The sequence below is a fragment of the Streptomyces natalensis ATCC 27448 genome, assembly GCF_000935125.1.
Lineage (GTDB): Bacteria > Actinomycetota > Actinomycetes > Streptomycetales > Streptomycetaceae > Streptomyces > Streptomyces natalensis.
The window spans coordinates 1-16,283 of the sequence record NZ_JRKI01000033.1; the positions used below are offsets into that span (position 1 = coordinate 1).

Below are 16,283 nucleotides of genomic sequence, written 5' to 3' on the forward strand. Positions count from 1 at the left end.
TCGCCGATCAGCCGGATGTCCACCGCTGCGTCGGCGCCTACCGGGATGCCCTCGCCCACCTGCCCGGCCTGGACCCCATCCCCGACCAGTGGCTCCACCTGACCATGCAAGGACTCGGCTTCACCCACGACGTCGAGGAACGCGACGTCCAGGCCGTCGTCAATGCCGCCCGCCCCCGGCTCGCCGCCCTCCCGCCGTTGCACCTCACCCTCTACGGCGTGACGATCTCCCCCGAGGCGGTACTGATCCCCGCCCAGCCCGAAGACGACGTGGCCGCGGTCCGCAGCTCCCTCCGCGCGGCCATCGCCGAGGTATGGCCCACCGTCCCGGAGGCCGACGGCTTCCGCCCGCACGTCTCCGTCGCCTACAGCAACGCCAACGCCCCCTCAGAGCCGGTCCGCCAGGCCGCAGAGACGGTCAACGCTCCTCCTGCCACAGTTCGGATCGCCACCGCCGACCTCATCGTCATCCATCGCGACCGACAGATGTACGAATGGGAGACATACGCGCAAATCCCCATCGGGTGATCCCGACGGTTCAGCGGACAGCATGAGGGGGTGTCTCCCGCGGGAGACACCCCCTCATGCTGTCGGCCCCATTCAGGGTTGGTTGGGGTCACCACCGAACCACTTCGGCACGTTCCGCTGGGCGGTCGCTTTGATCAGGTCGTACTGCGGTGCCAGCCGGTCAGGCAGCGCCTGCGGTAGGTAGTCGAGCAGGTCGTCGAGCACCAGGCGGGCGTGCCCGTCCGGTGCGGCCCGCCGAGCGGCGACCAGCAGGTCGGTCAGCAGGCTCATCGCGTGGTCCTGGTCCTGCTCCCACAGCCAGGCGAAGACGTTGCCGAAGGGGCCGCCCGGGTGCGCCACATCGCCCTTCTGCTTGTACTCCTGCGCCAGCTCTGTCCCCTCGTTCACGACGAACCCGGCCTCCATGTGCGCGAAGATCCTGCGGGGCATGGTGAACTCGTTCATGCCGTCCCTTTCGTCAGTGAGTGATGGATCAGGCGGCGAGCGCGGTCTGCTGTGAGGTCATGCTCTGGGCAGCCTGGACCCCGGCGCGCAGGACCCCCAGCAGCCCGGTGCCCTCCGGCAGCTGCCGCAGGACCAGGGCCCACACCGCCGACACATACGCCACGAAGTGGCAGACCAGAGTGTTGTCGGTGGCTGATATCTGGTCGTCCTCCCCAATGCCGAGCAGGTGCAGGTGTGCGGCGAGATCGGCACGGGCCGCATCGAGTTCGCCGCGGCCGAGGAAGGCCCGGCCGTCCACGATCTGCTGGGCTCCCTTGTCGAACACCCGGCGCCCATTCGCGCCAATCAACTCCCGCAGCCCCCGCGACAGCACCCATCCGACGGTGCCCGACCGGCCCATCTGCGAGAGGGTCTTGTCTCCCATGCCGACAGCGGCGCACCAGCGGGCGGCCTCCTCCGGCTCCATGGGGTTGTCGTCGTCCATGTGGGCCCAGGTCGCGGTCATCATGTCGCGCAGCGGCTGCTCCGGCACCTCGTAGCCCGCAGCCCGCAGCCGCGCCTGCATTTCCCGGTTCACCTGCAGCCGGGTGCGGACTGGGCCGCGGTCCGCCATCCGAGCAACGACCTCAGCGGTCTCGAAGTGCGGGTCCAGCTCCATCCCCTCCGGTACCGGGTGGGCCTCGCGCTCCTTCTCGATCGTCGCCAGGGCCATCTGCAGCGTGTCCCGCGTTGACGTCCGAATCGCGCGGTTCAGCAGCGCGACCTTGACCGGCGCTCCCTCCAGCCATGCCAGCAGCGCCAGGTCCACCCAGCCACGGCCCCGTCGAGCATGCCGCCCCAGGGCCGTGGCCAGCTCCACGCTGCCCTCCGGTAACGAACAGGTACTGCCGTACTTTCCCCGCCACGCCTGACTCGCCCGGGGCAGCAGGCCCAGCTTCCGCCACCGCTCCAGCTGCGTGGCACTCACCGTCACTCCGGCCGCGCTCACCGCGGCTATCAGTTCCCGATCCGCCTTGCTCGGTGCACTCCTCGCCATGACCACGACGGTACGGGCTGCCACCGACAGCGGAAGAGGCCAACAACGCGGGGGTGCAAAGCAGTTGGCTCGCCGGACCCCCGCGAAGCGTCCCCCGGATCCGCCGCGGGCCGTTTCCTACCGTTCATCAGCAGCTGGAGAACGCCGTCTCCGACCAGCCCACCGAGAAGGGAATCCCACCCATGGCCTACGTACGACCCCACTACCGCGCCGGCCGCCCCGTCCGCGGATACCACCGCGCCGGGCCCATCGCCGCCAAAAGCGGGGGTGCCGGCGGCGCCTTTCTGCTGCTGCTCGGGTTGTTACTGCTGAGCACCAGTCCCAAGGCCGACGAGAAAAGCGGACCGAAGGACACGCACCGGACGCCCCTCATCCGCATCACCCAGACTGCGAAGCCGACCCGTTGACGCTCCGTCCCGTCCTGCGGGACACCACACTGGTTCGCTGAACCATGCCATGGAACGGCAGCTGAGCTGCGAAAACTGGTGTCCCCAAACCTGGGACGATTTCGAGGGCCGAGCCGTATATGTACCTAGTGAGAGGCCGCGATCATGAGTTGGGAGGGGACGCCGGATGACCGAATCGGGTGATGTCGCCGTACGGCAGCTGACAGTGCACCGGGAGACCACGGCGATGCCGCCCCCAACACGAGACCGTTCGAACCGCCCTGACCAGCCGTCACCCCGGCGGGTCAGCAGAGCAGGAAAAATTCTCTGTCTCACGAGAAAATCCGCGACACACCGGCAACTCTGTAGTGAACACCTTGATCCGTATGGAAAGATCGGCTCCATGGCACGAACCAGCAAAGGATCAGGATCTGTGCGCGGTAAGGCACAGCCCTACCGGCGCGTGGCCTACGACCCGTCGTCCGGCCAGAACTGGCGCACCGGTGTGGTGGTGCTGCCCGAGCAGGCCGCGAAGGCCATCAAGGCAGCCGACTCCATCGGAATGTCATTCGCTGGCCTGGTCAACGAGTTGCTCCGGCGAATGCCGGTCGACGAGCACGGACGCCCCGCGTGGGCGGACGAGCTCGACGAACAGAAGGCGCTCCCCCTCACCGGTTAGCGCCCTCCGCAAGAATCGTCTGGGCGCGCCAAAAGGCCCCGGCCTTTACCCAACCGGGGCGGCGCCCTTCCGACGTACAGGGGTCCAGCGTTCCTTCCAAGCCCGCTGAGTCCCCAAGTTGTTTCACCTGCAACACACCCACGGTCGGCTCCCCAGCCGACCACCCCGCAAGAACGGCGCCTACCCAGCGCCGCCGGCCCAGAGGTTCCCGGGTTTTCCAGGCCCGGATCCCTCGCACCGAACACAACAACGAGGAGGTGAGTCAGGCCCCACAGCCGCTATGCGACTGCCGGGCGATTTGCACCAACCACACAAGAAGTTAGGAGCCCTGCTCCTCGATCGACCTGGTTGGCCGCGTTCGGAGCCCTCCGCCGTCACGGCGGAAGGGGGCTTCTGCGTGCTTATGAAGTTAGGAGCGCCTTCATCGTAGCGGACAGCTGCGATGCCGGACAGCTCATGCCCGCCCCCGGTGTGTCCGTGGAGGGGGGTGTGCACGGCCCGTCATCTGCCCCAATTCACATCGCTCATACCGGTGTTCCGCCTCTCTTCGACGTCGCCCGGGTCGACCTCCAGAGCCTGTTTTTGGAGCTGTCCCCGCGCGACTCCATCCGGGTGGACACCCGCTCTGGCGATGGCGCATGGCTGCACTCCTACAAGGCCCGGCCGCTGCCGAGGGCCGTCCCGTACGGGCCGTACGCCATCCACCTCGCCGACGGTCAGGGCCGCTTCCGCTGGATGTGCTTCGACCTCGACAGCTCGAAGGGCGACACCGGCCCGGACCTGGCGACCCTGCTGCGCTGGCTGGAGGAGGCCGGGCTGACCTACGTGGTCGCCGCCTCCGGATCCGCTGGCGGACGGCACGTATGGGTCACCGCGGCGACACCGCTGGACGCGGTGCTGGTCGCCTCCCTCGCGAAGGCCGCCGCGCTGCGCCTGCCCACCCTCGACCACGGCCTGCTGTGCAACCCAGCCACGGGCGCCGTCCGGCCGATCGGCGCCGCCCACCGCGACGGTGGCCGCAGCCAGCTGCAGACGCCGTTCGACCAGGAGCGGGCCGCCGCCCTGCTCACCCCCGCCACCTGCGGCAACGTGAGCGACGCCTTCGTCCGCCTCGCGCTCATCATCGACGCCGTCCCCGCGCCGCCCAGTGTCCGCGTACGGATGGTGCGCGAGCACCAGGTCGAGGTTCTCGACGACGAGCTGGGCCCCCGCCTCCCGGGCACACCGAACCCCGTACTGGACGACGAGACGTACAAGCTGCTCACCCGTCGGCCGGCCGACGACCAGGTGAGCGAAGTCCTCGCCTCGTTGCTGGTGAAGTTGGCACTGCGCCGCTGGACGTGGCCCATGGTCGAGCGGCTGCTGAGCGAGCGCCGCCACCGTGAGGGCGCCCTGCTGCACGCCTGCACCAGCACCCGACGTGGCCCCCTGCGCACCCTCCTGACGGACACCCAGGCCCGCGAAAAGCTCACCCGCCAGTGGGAGCGCTGCGTGGCGTACGCGGCCACCCTGCCGCTCACCGAGGACTCCCTGGAGTGGACCGAGACCATCAGCGATGTCGTCGCCCTGGTCGAGCAGGTCCAACAGGCCGCGGACGCGATGCCCGAACGCTGGGCCACCGAGTCCGGCCCCGCCGACCGCGCCGCCCTGGACCTGCGCTGCCTGCTCGCGCTGCGCTCCGGCACCACGGTGCTCGCCCTCGACGTCCGCCGGGCGGCGTTGGCCACCGGCCACGGCCGCTCCACCATGCACCGCGCCCAAGCCCGCCTCACCCTCGACAGCTGGCTGGGTGCCCGCACATCCGACGGCCCCGCCGGCACCCACGAACTGCTCCCGGTCACCGCTTCGCACCCAGGATTCATCCTCGTTGCACGGGGTGGGACACAAGGAACCCCGCCCCCGGTAGGGGAGCGGCGGGCCACCCTGATCTCTCGACTCCAGACTCGTCTCGCCGCTGGTCAGGCCGACGTTTTCTCCTACGGCCGCCCTACCCTGTCCCATGCTGGAGGACTCGGTCACCATGCTGGTCGCGTCTACCAGCAGCTGGTCGAGCGTGCCGAACGGCCCCTGAGCCTCTCCGAGATGTGTGAATTGACCGGGTACGCTCCGCGTACTGCCGCCAAGCACCTGGCCCGCATGCGGGATGTGATGGTCGCTACGCGCGCTGTGATGACGGTCCACCATGAGTGCCCCACCTGCCAGGCCGCGCCCGGCGAACGGTGCCGTACGGCTGCCGGCACCGTCTTGCGCCGTCGAGGAGTCGACCAGCACATGGCCCGGCGCACCCTCGCGGCCGACCGCTCCGGAACCCCCTACTACCGCCCCCGGCCCGGATCCCTGGTCGCCGCGGCGAAGGTCCTGGGAACGTACGGCCGTCTCGCCGCCCGTGCTCGCTGGTATGCCGTCGAGATCGAGCTGTACCGCTGGTGGCAGCAGGAAGAGGCGTGGATGCGGGCCCCCAAGCAGGGCATCCGCACAGGAATTCAGACCCACGACGAGCAGGCGGCCCTGACCCTCACCACGCTGCCCCGTCAGCCCCGGCGACGCTACCCCCGAGGAGCCGACGGCCGAGGCGACCACCAGGCAGCCAAGGCCCGCATCGAGCGCCGTATCGCGACGGCCTGACCCCTCGCGCAGCTGCGCAGTCCGTTGATCTCCAGAGTCACCCCGACCACAGGGCTTGTTATTACCCACCCGAGATAACCGGAACGTCAACTCTGAGTTTCCTGCACCCTCTTGAGAGACATGCAGGGGAATCCATTTACGGCCCGCACAAGCACCAGCCGACCGATACTTGCTCAGGCCCCTGGCCCTGGGCGCTGTGCTGCTGACGGTGTTCGCCGAGACCCACCCCTTGTGGGACCAGTGGGCGCAGAAGAGCCGGGACGCCTACCCGGACGGCACCCCGGTCGAAGAGACCGAGCCGCGCCCGGGCAGCCGACGATGACAGCAAGCCAGTTGGGACGGCGCAGCGTTGCCCGCCACGTCGCTTCTCTCAGGCTTGGGAGACGACTGGACGCGGCGGGCGCCACTTTTCCCAGCTCAGCGGCATGACTCGTTCGGTGCAGTGTGCGCGACAGGTGTCGTGGATGCAGCCAGCAGCTGGGGGACGGTCCAGATGTTCACGACCTCGACAGCGCAGGGGGCTTCTACTGCTTCCGATGCCAGACCCTGGCGCGCTGACCGTTCAGCGCTGGTGCCAGACCAGCGTGTAGCGCCAGAACAGTCGCCGACGCAGCCGTGCGCCGGGTAGTTCGTGGTGAGCGTTGCGCACGATGTCTGCGAAGTTCATGGTCGCCGGTCGGGTCGGGGCAGTCATCGAGGTCGGGCGCGGTGACTTGCGGCCCTTGTTCTTGATCCATGCCATGGCGACATTCGACGGAATGGCGGCGGCGTCGATCAGGTAGTCGCTCCGAAACTGCGGGCGGTAGAGACCGAGGACGACCAGGGTTCCGCCGGGCGCAAGGTGTTGTCGAAAGCGGGTTAGGGCGTCACTGAACGGCAGGTGATGGATGGTGGCGACACATGTGATGACGTCGTAGGGACCAGGGGGTATCTCGTTCAGTGCGTCTCCGACGGTGAAGGTCACCGGGGCTGCCGGGGCTGTGAGCTCCCGCGCGCGAGCGACGATGGCGGCATCGACGTCGATGCCGTGCACCACTTCAGCTCGTGAGGCCAGGAGCCTGGCAAGGTCACCGCTGCCCGATCCGACGTCCAGGGCGCTGTTGATGCGTTTTGGCAGCTGGCGCAGGATCAGCCGGTGGTAATGGGCGTTGTGGTCCCAGGGATGGGTGGCATGAAACTGCTCAAGTGCTCGAAGAATGCGGGTCAGCAGTGTCGTCATGGCGTGAGTCCATCAGAGGTCCGGTCGTCTGGGACACCATCGCCGGGCAACGGCTGACGCCGATGACGCCGTCAGCGGTTGAGCTGGGCCATCAGCTCGCGGTTCGCGGCGCGGGCGGCTTCGAGGTCCTCGTCCCGTTCGGCGAGTTCGCCGCGCAGATCGAGGATCTGCTGTTCCAGCTCGGTGGTCCGACGCGTGAGTGTCTCGATGTCGGCAGGGGCGCCGAGGCCGGAAGCTTCCCAGGCCGCTTGCCCCAGCGCCTCGGAGAGTCGCCGTTCGAGCCGGGTGATGTGCATGGACAGGCGGCCGTTTCGGGCCGTCAGATTCGCGACATCGGCCAGCAGTGACTGGCGGCTGACCTGCGTCCCGGCCGCCGTGCCGGGCGGCGGCTCGGAAGCGCGGGCGAGGACGGCAGCGTGCAGGTCACCGTGCCGGTGGATCAGACTGCGGTGGACGCCGGCGGTGCGGGCAACGGAGGAGACGGTGATCTCCTCGCCGTCCGCGGCCAGTTTGTCGAGGGCTTTGAGGACACGGGTCCGTCGCCGGGTGGAGTCCGCTGCCCTTGCTCGGGCCAGGTGGTTCGGTGATGAGCTCACGCGTCACGCTCCAGCCGCAGGTCCGGCTCCGGCGGGCGGACGCCGGGCATGCCCAGGGAGACAGCGCGGGTCTTGCGCAGGGTCCGCGTGGCCTCCGTGATCTGTTCGCGTTCGTCGTCGGTGAGCCCGTCGAGGTCGGTCTCGATGCGGCGGATCAGAGTGCGGATGCGCTTGATTTCCTCCTCGGAGGGAGTCGCCTCGGTGCGGGCCCAGGCGTCCAAGTCCGTTGCTGCGGTGAGGCGTTCGCGATCCCGGAGCAGGGTGTCGAGGTAGGTCCGCAGTTGCGGCAAGTACGACGGGTCGGTGCGGAAGTGGTCGCAGCCGACGCAGCGGAACCGGAACGGGCAGCCGTGGCCGCCGGCTTTGACGTTGCTCGGCTCGACGCAGATCCCGTAGGGGACGGACACCTGGCCGATCCGCAGGCGGGCGTGCTCGTGCTCCAGGAGCTGGCGGGCCTGGGTCCAGATCTTGTTGCCGTGCCGGTCGAATTGGTGCGAGACGAGTTTGTCGACCGCGGATCGAGTCCGCTTCTCGGTCACCCGATAGTAGGTTTGTGTAGTTTGCAACGATCTGTGACCCATGAGCTCGCGGAGCACATCGGGCAGGGTTCCGGCGTCGGCGTGCCGTTGGGCGTAGGAGTGCCGGTAGGAGTAGGGCACGACTTCTAACTTGGGGAACTCGGTGCCGTCAGCCAGCAGCAACGGGGGCATGGCGTTGACCCAACGCCGGTGGACGTTGCCGATGTGCTGCATCCGGAACGGCTGGGTGCCCTCGGAGTTCTGCCGGGGCCGCGGGAAGAGGACCAGCTTGGACAGCTCAGTGTCCGGGAAGCGGGCGCGGATGGCCTTCTTCTGCCGGACGATGATCTCCGCGGTGGAGTCCGGGATCGGCAGGCGGCAGCCGACACGGTTGTTCTTGAAGTCGGTGTAGACGAGCACGGATTTGCCGTGCTCGTCGGTCTCCAGACAGTCCCAGGGCAGGCACCCGATCTCGTCGGGGCGCCGGCCGGTGTCGACGAGGACCTCGATGGCGGCGCGCGCGTCGTCGCTGCCGTCGCGGATCTGGTCGAGGGTGGGCAGCCGCTCGCAGAGCTGGCTGAGGATCTCCTTCGGCAGGGCTCTGCCCGGTCCTTCCTCAGTCATGACCGGGGGCATGTCGTGCCTTCGCAGCGCGAAGTCGTCGGGCAGAGCGGCGAGGATCTCGCCGGGCCGGGTCAGGCCCAGGTCGCGGATTTCGCGCAGGAACCGGCCGGTGAAGCGGCAGATCGTCGTGCGGTGGAAGGCGCTGATCTCGCCGGTGTGTGCCAGATGAGCCACGTACTGCGTGAACGCCTCGATGTCGCTGCGGCCGAGCGCGGCCATGTCCGCTCCGCCGTCCTGACGGGAGCGGACCAGGCTCTGCGAGAGGTAACGAAGGCAGAGGATCATGTTGGAGAGGCCGTTGGGGATGTTCTTGCCGTAGCGGCGGGGGATCTCGTCCAGCACCCACGTCTTGCAGGCCCGCCGCATCCACTCCTGGTGCAACGGCGTGAAGTCCATCTTCCGCCACTGGCCCAGTCCGAAGGCGCCCATGTTCCAGACGTCCTTGATCTGCTCCAGCTCCGGCGTGGAGACGGCGGCCGCGAGTGTGCGGCGCATGCGGTTGGCCATACCCGCGAGATGGGTGTTGCGGGGGACCACGACGTCGTCGAACTGCTCGACGCGTTGCTCGCGCAGATGCCGGACGACGCCTCGCAGCAGGACGGGCGGGGTCTTGACCTCGGCGTCCGTGCGGGCCTGAAGGGCGTAGAGGATCTCGGCGGTCACCACGGCCGGCAGGCCCCGCAGGCTCAGCGCGGTGGACTCCGCCGTGCCGGGCTCGGTGCGGCACCACGTCTCGAAATCAGCGTCGGGGATCTGTGCCTCCTGCCACCTCACCCAGTGGGGAGGGCAGAACGGGTTCGAGCTGTTCGCCTGGTGCCGGTGGCAGGCGTCCACCGAGCACAGGCCGAAGCCCGGCAGCGGGCGAACGCGCGGGTCGGCGAAGAACTCTTCCAGCGGTGGCCGCCCCAGCTTCGTGAACAACTCGCGGTGGCGCATGCACATCTGCGTGCGGGACGACGTCCAGGGGCGTCGGCACTTGGGGACAGCGCACCCGCCCGAGATGTTGCTGATCTGTTTTGGCTCGGTGGCCAGGAAGTCTTCCGGCGTTTTGCCGCTTCGCTTCCAGACGCTGCGGCAGGCCGAGCACAACCCCAGTTCCGTCTTCCGGGCTGCTGCCCAGCAGCCGGAACGGGCGCAGATATGCATGCCGAGGAAAGGGTGGTCCGGTGAGGGCCGAAGGATCCGGGACTTCTCGTCCCAGTTCAGAACATCCAGCGTCTCCGGTCGGATCAGAGCCCGCAGCCGTTTCGCGCAGGCAGGCAGCAGATCCGATGCCGGAGCGGGCACCAGTTGCAGGGCCGTGGTCATCCGTTCCTCCTGGGAGCGAGAGCACCGACCCGTTCGACAGCGGACCGCAGGCGCTGCGGGTCGGGGTGCAGGTAGACCTCGGAGCTGGAGGCGTTCGCGTGGCCGAGCAGATCGGCGATCTCGTCCAGGACGGCGCCGGCGTCGGCGGCGTTGCTGGCAAATCCGTGCCGCAGGGCATGGGGGTGGACGCCATCGGCCAGTCCGGCCCTGCGCGAGAGCCGGCTGAACAGGTCGTTCAGGGCGCCGGGCGGCATGGGTGCCCCCAGCGGCGCTCGGAACAGATTCACCAGGACGAAGTCGCTCTTGCGGGCTTCGCGGCAGGCGTCTCGTTCGACGACGTACTGGTCGTAAGCCTGCACCAGCAGGAAGTCGACCGGGACGGCGCGCGAGCGCTTCGACTTCGCCCAGGCGCCGTTGTCGTTGTCCCGGCGCACGACGTGCAGGTGGGAGCCGGGAATCCGGCAGCCCAGCACGCTGGCGTCCAGGACGAAGTGGATGTCCTCACGCCGAAGGCCCACGGCCTCGCTCCGACGCAACCCGGCCCTGGCCAGCAGAAGAACGATGAACCGGTCCCGGGCCGAGCGGCAGACCCGCAGCAGGGCAAGGACATCCTCGTCGCTTGCGCGGCCGACCGGTTCGTCCGGCTCGGCGGCCCGGTGCCGGGCCTTGGCGTAGTAGCGCAGTCCGCTCCCCTCGCCGCGGGCCTGCATCGGCAGGTCACGGTCGTCGGCGACCTCGTAGAGCTGGGACAGCACGAACGCGGGCACCGTTCCCAGCGTCGTGGCGTGCGCGAGAAACTCGCGGACGCCGGCCAGCACGGTGTTGATCCGGCGCGGCCCGCGGACCGGTTCGCTCCCGGGCCCGGCCACCACCGGAGTGCCATCGCCGGGCGAGTACCGGAGCCAGAACATGAAGCTGCCCAGGCGGCCCGCCGCCGTCGTCCAGTCCCGCCCGGTGCACCCGCACCACGTCAGGTAGAGCGCGACCGCCCCGGCGTATGTACGCGTGGTCGACTCGGCCTGATCACGACCAAAGCGCACATGCCGCAAGAACTCGTCCGCCGCCGGTACGGGCGCCAGCCGGTCTTCGTCAAGCACGGTCCAGTACCGCTGCCCCGACGGCATGCGTACAGGGAAAGGGCGGAGTCTTCCGGAGACCGTCTGATGAGTCACGAGCCTTCAACGACAACTCCGACGTGCACGACACGGCGACGCGAACCGTCGTACACAGCAACCCTCTTGCGGGTGACGCGACAGTGCACGACGCACCTACAAACCAGAGAGAACGTCGTGACGTACACCGTCGGACAGATGGCGGCCACTGTCGTAGTCACCCGGACCCTGGGCTACCGCCTCCCGGTCAAGGCGCTGCTGGTCGGCGCCGCTATCAACGCCACGACCCACGCCCTGATCGACCGGCGCAAACCGCTGCTGTGGCTGGCGAAGCGGCTGGGCAAGGGCGGCTACGTCGATCACTGCACCGTGACCCGCGTCGCCGAGGACGGAACGGTCTACACCGAACAGTCCGGCCCGGGGACAGCGGTATTCGAGCTGGACCGTCTCTGCACTAAGCCCTGGGCCGACCGCCGGCTGGGGGTGCCCCTGACCCGGCATCACGGCAACGCTGCAGGCCAGCTCGGCCACTGTGGCGCGCAGGGGCGCCAAGCTACCGCCTTCCCTCGCTGCCGCTTAGTCAGTTGCTATGGGAGGCCGGTGGCTGATCACAGTGGTGGGTTGCTCCTGGTGCTGGTTGGTGTGCCGCTGTTGTCCGCGGCTGGACGGTGGCGCACCTTCCACGGTTGTGGTTGATCATCCGAGCCAAGTTGGTACCCCATCACCTGATACCAGCGGCTATGACGGCTGACGTCACGCATCAGGCGACAGCAGCACCTGGTACGAGCGGCTGCGGTGCGGGGCGTGCGTGACGATCCCACGCCGCTCCATCGTCTTGAGGTGGTAGGCGACCGTCGAAGCGCTCAGTCCGACCGCCGCCGCGATCTCCCGTATCGACGGCGGATACCCGACGTCGTCGGCCAGCCACCGGATGGCCCCCGCGATCTTGCCCTGGGTGTCGGTCATGAAGGCGGTCATCGTCTGACCTCAGGCTCCGGCTCCCACGCCTGCTGCTTCAGCGCCATCCGGGCGGCCGGCGCCCGGCCGGGGATGCTCGCCCAGTACGGATCGGTGGCGATCCGTACGGACAGTCGCTGCAGCGTGCGCCGCAGGACCGTGGTCTGGGAAGGGTTCTCCTCCTCAGCCAGCTGCCGGTATGCGGTGTACCAGTCGCGCTGAGCCTGCAGGAGGTCGGCGGGGAAGTCGTAGGGCGTCACCCCGGAATTGCATCACATGTTCGAATTGCGATGCAGCACACGTACGGGTGAACGTCGCTCTGTGGCCCCGGGCCCCGTGGTCACCGGTCGGCTCGCGCTGCCCGGACGGACGCCTCCAGCATGGTGAGCAGGTCTCCGGCCGGCTCCGGCTGAGGCGGTGCCTCGATCTGCCCACCGGTGATCTTGGCGTCGACCAGCTGCTCCAGCGCCTCGCGGTACCGGTCGCGAAGTTCCGCTGCCTCGACCCCGGCCAGCTCCCGCATCAGCAGTTCTGCCAGCTCCAGCTCCCGCTCCGTCACGGGAGTCGAGGGGGCCAGGTCCCCGGGATCACGCACTTCATCGGGCCACAGCAATGACTGCAGCAGCAGCGTTCCCTGGTGAGGGTGGACGGCTGCCAGGCGCTCGCGCGTCCGGATCGCCACCCGACAGATCGCCGCCGCTCCCGAGCGGGCGAGTGCAGCCGCCAGCAAGGTGTAGGGCCGCTCCGCCGCGTTTCCGGCTGGGCCCACGTAGTACGACTTGCCGCTGTAGCTGATCGGGTCCACGTCAGCCAGAGGCACAAACCCCAGCACCTGCGCGGTGTGGCGGGTGGGCAGTGGCAGGTGGTCCAGGTCCTCGTCGGTCAGCGGGACCAGCCGGCCGTCCGGCAGCTCGTATCCGCGCCCGACGTCCTCCAGGCCGAGCTCCTGCCCGTCCCGCTCACAGACCCGCCGGTGGCGCACCCGCCCGCCGTCTCCCTTGTGCATCTCCCGAAGACGCACGGCGTGCTCCTCCGTCGCGCTGTAGAGCCGGACGGGCAAGACGACAAGTCCGAACGTCAGCGCCCCGGTCCACACCGCCCGCGGGGGTGAGCTGCTGCTCATACCTCCACCCTCCGGCCGATGCCGCGCAGCCGCACTGCGGGGTCGAGATGTCCGCCCAGGGCGAAGTCCGCCAGGCGAAGCCCAAGGCCCGACGCACAACGCGATCACCTGCTGCCGCGGACGTAGCGACCGCCCCGGCCCACCTGATCGGCGACAACCACACGGCGAACGGGACCAAGACGGCATTTGTTATGTCAGATGTAAACTGACATGAAGTTGGTTGTCAGGCATAGACTGACGTCATGGAACGTTTCGACGATGACCACCTCAACTACAGCCGGCAGGCCCTCGCCCGCCTCGTACTCAGCGACGCCTCGCATGCCCTCGCCGAGCAGGCCACCGCCAACATCGGAACCCGCCACGACACCGGGGCACACCGCGGCGAGTTCATCGAGCAGGCCATGCACCTGGTCGAACAGGCCCAGGAGGTACTGCAGGCCGCCGTGCTCTACGAACGCGAGAAGGGCCTGAGCTGGGACGCCATCGGCGAAGCCCTCGGCGGCATCACCCGCCAGTCCGCCCACGCCAAGTACGCCGAAGCCGAGGCCCAATGGCGCCGCGGCGTGGTCAACCCGATCACCCGGCCGACCACGCCCAAGGGACTCGCGTCGCTCAACGCGCCCGAGGCCGCCTACCAGCCCACAGCCACCGCCCGGCGCCTCGACAAGTGGCTGCGCGAACACGGCCGGCCCGCCGAGCAGCAGGACGAGCACCCCGTCAGCGGGCACCTGCCCACGCTCACCACCTCCGCCGCGATCAGCCAGCTGCTCGACGCGATCCGGCACGCCACCCAGCACCGGACCCAGGGCGAGGACCTCGCCAGGCTCTTCGACCGCAAGGCCGAACTGATGGATCGCATCGCCACCGAGGAAGGCCGTGAGGACGCACGGGAGATGGCCGCCGGCGCCCGCGCTCGGGCCGCCGAAATCCGCAGCCAACAGACCTGACCGACCGCGGAGCTGTGCACTGATGCCGTGTCAGTGCACAGCGCTACCGTCCCAGTACAGGCAGCAACAGCCCAACACAGAGGGGGACGTTCATGACCACCGCACCAGGACGCCGAGGCGGAGCAGGCGCCAGCGCCCGGAAAGTCGCCGAGGCTGCCCGTGTCGCCGAGCGGCTCGAGCAGCACCGCCGCGCCAAGGTCGCGCTGCCCGCCACCGCGGTGTGCGCCGCCGTCTTCGGCTACGCCGCCGCCACGGCGACCGTGTGGCAGGTCGGCCTGGCCGTCGCCCTGGGCATCGTGGCGTACGGCGTCCGGCAGACCTACCGCCGCGCGGGCAATTCCTGGGCCAAGGGCGCGGCCGGCGAAGTGGCCACCGCCCGATTACTGGCTCCGCTCGCCCGCCGCGGCTATGCCGTGCTGCACGACCGGGCCATCCCCGGCAGCCGGGCCAACCTCGACCACCTGGTCGCGGGCCCCGCTGGGGTGGCGTATGTGGACACGAAGGCGTGGCTCTCGAAGCGGTCGAAGGTGAGGGTCGAGGGCGGCACGCTGCGGTACGGCCGCTATGACCAGACCCGCGCGCTGGAGACCGTCATCTGGGAGGCGCAACAGGCTGCCCGGGTACTGGGCTGCGAAGTGCGGCCGTTCATCGCCGTCCACGGTGCCAAGGTCCCAGGTCCCCGCGGCCGGGTCGAGGTGAAGGGCGTGACCATCGTGTCGGCGAAGAAGCTGCCGCGTCTGCTGCAGAGCCTGATGCCGCAGCCCGGCTGGACCGCGGACCGCATCACCGCCGTCGAGCAGCTCGCCGAGCGGCGCCTGCCACCGCACGGTGGCTGACCGTACGGCCGCCACGACGAAGGGCCCGGCGTCGCCGGGCCCTTCCTGTTGCCCGGTTCAGCCGTCGCGGCCCAGGTCGAGCAGCTGCCGCAGGTTCTCCCCCGCCGCCCACCGCTGCAGCTGGGCGCGGTCGACCAGGTGCACGTTGTTCCTCGCCGCCCACACCACCCGCCCCCGCGCGAACGCGCCGGAGGACACGATCAGCAGCAACGGCGAGGGCCCCTCCGGCTCCTCCGGCCCGTCGTCGTCTGGGGCCGCGCTCACCGGCCGCAGTGCAGCCGCCGGCCGCGGGCCATCCTGCCCCGCCGACTCGATGCCGCGCTCGAAGGCACAGCCCATGCGCCGGCCGTCGGGCCCGTTGCCCACCAGGTGCACGGTGCCGCGGTCGTTGACCAGTACCCCCTTAGCCGTCCAGCCGTCCCGGACCAGAAGGCGGCCGACGATCCGGCGGAACGCGCGGTCGTCCGCCGCGTCGATCTCGGCGAGCGTGAACCGGCGCCGGTTGCGGGCCGCGGCTGCTCGCCGGCGGCGAACCACCGTGCGGAAGGCGTAGAGGAAGGCCCCGGCGGCAAGCACTCCGGCCCACCAGCCCAGGCGCGACCAGGCCCAGCCGACGGCGAAGAGCGGTAAGGCGAGAGCGAGCAGCAGCGCGGCGAATGCAGGGGTGATCTCCCACCAGCGCGGTCCATACTCCCCGCGCAGGATCACCTGCAGTTCCTCGCGCTGCCGCCACGCGCGTCGCGTCCCCTCTGGAGACCGGCGCAGCGCCCACACAACGCTCACCCCCACCACCACCCCGTCGCCGTCCCTCTGACGCCCCATGTCATATCTGCCCGCCGAGGCATCCGTACAGCGGCGCCGCCGCGGACCAGACACCACGGCGGCTAGAACCCACCCACGGGAGCTAATAACAAGCCCTGTGGGCGGCTGGTCACCCAAATTTGGGTGACTCGGGTCCGTGCCTGCCTCCGCCCACGACGGTGCTGGGCGGTGCGCCCAAGACCGTTAGCCTCCGTGGCCCGCCGCGTGCGCGGCTGCAGCTGAGTCGGGGTGAGAAAGACGGCTGGCTACGGAGGGAGGGGAGGGGGTCGGGGCCCGGTATGCCGTCGACACCGCCGGAGTTGGGTGGCTCGCCGTACTCGTGCCGTCGCGGATGCGGGAGCGCGAGGAGACCGGTCCGTGCTCCGTGGCCGAGGGGGAGCTTTCTGCTACCGCGATGTGGCTGAGCCCGTCGTGGGCGCTCCGCTCAGCGCGCCACGTTGGCCCCACACGACCGTCCCGGCATCTCTGACGGGTCAGGTGACAATCACGGTTCCCCTGACAAGGTGAGTTGTCGACAACTAGGA

18 protein-coding genes are annotated in these 16,283 nt (G+C 69.4%); 8 read left to right on the forward strand and 10 right to left on the reverse strand.

Annotated features, from left to right (window positions below; all coding sequences use genetic code 11):
- The coding region (locus SNA_RS24430; protein ID WP_044366830.1) for a 2'-5' RNA ligase family protein at positions 1-527 on the forward strand (527 nt) is incomplete at its 5' end.
- 72 nt (positions 528-599) lie between these two features.
- Here SNA_RS24430 and SNA_RS24435 read toward each other — a convergent pair.
- Positions 600-971, reverse strand: a complete 372-nt coding sequence (locus SNA_RS24435) for a hypothetical protein (protein ID WP_030064087.1) — start codon at positions 969-971, stop codon at positions 600-602.
- Positions 972-999: 28 nt separating this feature from the next.
- A complete protein-coding gene (locus SNA_RS24440) occupies positions 1,000-2,007 on the reverse strand; it encodes a hypothetical protein (protein WP_157880077.1) in 1,008 nt (335 codons plus the stop codon).
- Positions 2,008-2,189: 182 nt separating this feature from the next.
- Between SNA_RS24440 and SNA_RS24445 the strand changes: the two genes are divergently transcribed.
- From SNA_RS24445 to SNA_RS42735, 4 genes are all read left to right on the forward strand, one after another.
- The gene (locus SNA_RS24445; protein ID WP_030064085.1) at positions 2,190-2,414 is read left to right on the forward strand and encodes a hypothetical protein; all 225 of its coding nucleotides are present in this window, start codon (positions 2,190-2,192) and stop codon (positions 2,412-2,414) included.
- 412 nt (positions 2,415-2,826) lie between these two features.
- Positions 2,827-3,072: a hypothetical protein gene (locus tag SNA_RS38560; RefSeq protein WP_030064084.1), complete on the forward strand. Its 246-nt coding sequence runs from the start codon at positions 2,827-2,829 to the stop codon at positions 3,070-3,072.
- 456 nt (positions 3,073-3,528) lie between these two features.
- On the forward strand, positions 3,529-5,697 hold the full coding sequence (locus SNA_RS24455; protein WP_241779818.1) for a zinc finger domain-containing protein: 2,169 nt from the start codon (positions 3,529-3,531) through the stop codon (positions 5,695-5,697).
- A gap of 169 nt (positions 5,698-5,866) precedes the next feature.
- Positions 5,867-6,019 carry a hypothetical protein gene (locus SNA_RS42735; RefSeq protein ID WP_157880078.1) on the forward strand — a complete coding sequence of 51 codons (153 nt, stop codon included), beginning with the start codon at positions 5,867-5,869 and terminating at the stop codon, positions 6,017-6,019.
- Positions 6,020-6,259: 240 nt separating this feature from the next.
- Here the strand turns inward: SNA_RS42735 and SNA_RS24460 are convergent, their stop codons facing one another.
- The 4 genes from SNA_RS24460 to SNA_RS24475 all read right to left on the reverse strand — a co-directional run bounded on the left by SNA_RS24460 (position 6,260) and on the right by SNA_RS24475 (position 11,086).
- Entirely contained in the window at positions 6,260-6,916 is a 657-nt protein-coding gene (locus SNA_RS24460) for a class I SAM-dependent methyltransferase (RefSeq protein WP_030064082.1), read from the reverse strand.
- 71 nt (positions 6,917-6,987) lie between these two features.
- On the reverse strand, positions 6,988-7,512 hold the full coding sequence (locus tag SNA_RS24465; RefSeq protein ID WP_104532062.1) for a hypothetical protein: 525 nt from the start codon (positions 7,510-7,512) through the stop codon (positions 6,988-6,990).
- The gene (locus SNA_RS42740) at positions 7,509-9,962 is read right to left on the reverse strand and encodes a tyrosine-type recombinase/integrase (RefSeq protein WP_030064080.1); all 2,454 of its coding nucleotides are present in this window, start codon (positions 9,960-9,962) and stop codon (positions 7,509-7,511) included. Before SNA_RS42740 ends, SNA_RS24465 begins: the two co-directional genes overlap by 4 nt.
- Positions 9,959-11,086 carry a tyrosine-type recombinase/integrase gene (locus SNA_RS24475; protein ID WP_037788791.1) on the reverse strand — a complete coding sequence of 376 codons (1,128 nt, stop codon included), beginning with the start codon at positions 11,084-11,086 and terminating at the stop codon, positions 9,959-9,961. Before SNA_RS24475 ends, SNA_RS42740 begins: the two co-directional genes overlap by 4 nt.
- A 165-nt stretch (positions 11,087-11,251) precedes the next feature.
- On the opposite strand from SNA_RS24475, the gene SNA_RS38570 reads away from it, so the two are divergent.
- Positions 11,252-11,770, forward strand: a complete 519-nt coding sequence (locus SNA_RS38570) for a hypothetical protein (protein ID WP_051877148.1) — start codon at positions 11,252-11,254, stop codon at positions 11,768-11,770.
- A 57-nt stretch (positions 11,771-11,827) separates the two neighbouring features.
- Here SNA_RS38570 and SNA_RS24485 read toward each other — a convergent pair whose 3' ends face one another.
- The 3 genes from SNA_RS24485 to ku all read right to left on the reverse strand — a co-directional run bounded on the left by SNA_RS24485 (position 11,828) and on the right by ku (position 13,154).
- On the reverse strand, positions 11,828-12,040 hold the full coding sequence (locus SNA_RS24485; RefSeq protein WP_044366846.1) for a LexA family protein: 213 nt from the start codon (positions 12,038-12,040) through the stop codon (positions 11,828-11,830).
- Positions 12,041-12,048: 8 nt separating this feature from the next.
- Positions 12,049-12,291 carry a hypothetical protein gene (locus SNA_RS24490; protein ID WP_030064076.1) on the reverse strand — a complete coding sequence of 81 codons (243 nt, stop codon included), beginning with the start codon at positions 12,289-12,291 and terminating at the stop codon, positions 12,049-12,051.
- A gap of 80 nt (positions 12,292-12,371) precedes the next feature.
- Positions 12,372-13,154 (reverse strand): non-homologous end joining protein Ku, encoded by a 783-nt coding sequence (gene ku, locus SNA_RS24495; RefSeq protein WP_157880079.1) that lies wholly within the window; start codon positions 13,152-13,154, stop codon positions 12,372-12,374.
- Between the two features lie 242 nt (positions 13,155-13,396).
- Here ku and SNA_RS38575 point away from each other — a divergent pair, with 242 nt between their 5' ends.
- Together SNA_RS38575 and SNA_RS24505 are read left to right on the forward strand one after the other, a co-directional pair.
- On the forward strand, positions 13,397-14,101 hold the full coding sequence (locus SNA_RS38575; protein ID WP_051877146.1) for a hypothetical protein: 705 nt from the start codon (positions 13,397-13,399) through the stop codon (positions 14,099-14,101).
- Between the two features lie 92 nt (positions 14,102-14,193).
- Entirely contained in the window at positions 14,194-14,937 is a 744-nt protein-coding gene (locus SNA_RS24505) for a nuclease-related domain-containing protein (protein WP_030064073.1), read from the forward strand.
- A gap of 57 nt (positions 14,938-14,994) precedes the next feature.
- Here the strand turns inward: SNA_RS24505 and SNA_RS24510 are convergent, their stop codons facing one another.
- On the reverse strand, positions 14,995-15,759 hold the full coding sequence (locus tag SNA_RS24510; protein WP_241779819.1) for a hypothetical protein: 765 nt from the start codon (positions 15,757-15,759) through the stop codon (positions 14,995-14,997).
- Positions 15,760-16,283: the final 524 nt, after the last annotated feature.